Below are 1,499 nucleotides of genomic sequence, written 5' to 3'. Positions count from 1 at the left end.
AAAGGAACCAGCGTTCCGAAAATCAAGCTCTTACCGGCGACAACAAGCAGCGTCATAAAGAGGACTGTTTTCAGGTTGGAAAACAGAAAAACAGGATCCAGAAGCATTCCGATCGAGACAAAAAAAAGCAGGCCGAAGATGTCCCGCAGAGGGATAATATCGCTTAATGCCTGATGATTGTAGTCGGATTCGCTTAAAATCATGCCTGCCACAAAAGCCCCGAAGGCAAACGAAAGACCAAACAGGTATGTGGCATAACCGACTCCAAGGCCTGCAGCGGTTACCGTCAATAAAAAAAGCTCCCGCGAGTTCCAATCGGCGATATAGGCCATCATTCGGGGAATAATTCGTATCCCCATGAAAATCATCGCGGCAAGGAAACAGGCCGCTTTAAATGCCGCCCAGCCCAAAAGAGGCAATCCCGCTTCCGGGTTGCTTAACTGGGGCAGAATAATCATGAGCGGAATTACGGCCAGATCCTGAACGATCAGCATGCCGATCATGACCCGGCTGGAAAGAGTTCCGAGCAGACCTCGATTCATCATGGTCTTTAAGATGACCATCGTACTGGAAATGGAAATCAACGCCCCGATCCAGATCGACTCAGTCTTCCCAAACCCGAGCAATTGCCCGATCGCAAACCCATAAGCGACAGTCAGGAGCATTTGTACGGGGGTGCCGATAAGAGCGATATTTCGTACAGGCTTCAGATCCTTGAATGAAAATTCAAGGCCCAGGGCAAAAAGCAGGAGAGCCACCCCGATCTCAGCCAGCAGTTCAATATTGTGGATTTCCGTAACGGTTATGCCGCCGGTATGCGGACCGACCATTACACCCGCCAGAATATAACCCAGAATAAGCGGTTGCTTCAGACGCTGGGCGATCAACCCTCCAAGCAGGGCTGCAACAATAATAATGGCAATGTCGGATGCGATTCCCATAAATCGGACGGCTGTGTGCTATTTCACTTTGCAGGTTGAAATTTTAAGGAGTGTGTACAGCGGGCAGAATCCTATTAAGCTGGTCACTGTGAAGATAATGGCTATCACGATCGAAATAATACCGGCCACTCCCGGAACTGTTCCGGTAAGATAAAGAACTATTATAACCGCAGCCACCGCCAGTCTTATTATCCGGTCAATCGTACCCATATTCTTTTTCATCCTATACCCCCGTATCTTATAAGTTTATAGTCTGACGCTGTAAAGAAAGACCTTTTTTGATTAAGATGATTTTCCGAACGTCTAATCCATCTGCATTGCCGCTTCAATATATCGTATTTCTTTTAAGATATCCTGTTTTTCTTCATCTGAAACGGAATTGCCGCAAAGACGCATTCTGAGAGAAAGAAGAGTCATCTCCTGCCTGTAATCGAGGCAGGTATATTTATGTTTATTTTCTTCAGCCATAATTGACGGCTTCGTATAAAGTACATTTTTTACCACGAAGGGCACGAATCCGCCTGAGGCGGAGAAGGATAAAAAAGAATATATAATATT

The 1,499-nt window shown here is 46.3% G+C and carries 3 protein-coding genes; all 3 read right to left on the bottom strand.

Annotation, left to right across the window (positions count from 1 at the left end; translation table 11 throughout):
* The coding region (locus Q8M88_RS01120) for a cation:proton antiporter (protein ID WP_305594229.1) at window positions 1–941 on the bottom strand (941 nt) is incomplete at its 3' end.
* Window positions 942–959: 18 nt separating this feature from the next.
* Window positions 960–1,151, bottom strand: a complete 192-nt coding sequence (locus Q8M88_RS17650) for a DUF2892 domain-containing protein (protein ID WP_371132606.1) — start codon at window positions 1,149–1,151, stop codon at window positions 960–962.
* Window positions 1,152–1,244: 93 nt separating this feature from the next.
* The coding region (locus Q8M88_RS01115; protein WP_305594227.1) for a hypothetical protein at window positions 1,245–1,499 on the bottom strand (255 nt) is incomplete at its 5' end.

The sequence above is a fragment of the Phenylobacterium sp. genome, assembly GCF_030693805.1.
Classification (GTDB): Bacteria; Pseudomonadota; Alphaproteobacteria; order Caulobacterales; family Caulobacteraceae; genus Phenylobacterium.
Note: the sequence above shows the minus strand (reverse complement) of the source record. Positions and strands in the feature narration are given on the sequence as shown.

What these genes read in the sequence shown, in the direction of transcription:
- Q8M88_RS17650 (WP_371132606.1), bottom strand. Translation starts at nt 1,151, where the DNA reads ATGGGTACGATTGACCGGATAATAAGACTGGCGGTGGCTGCGGTTATA.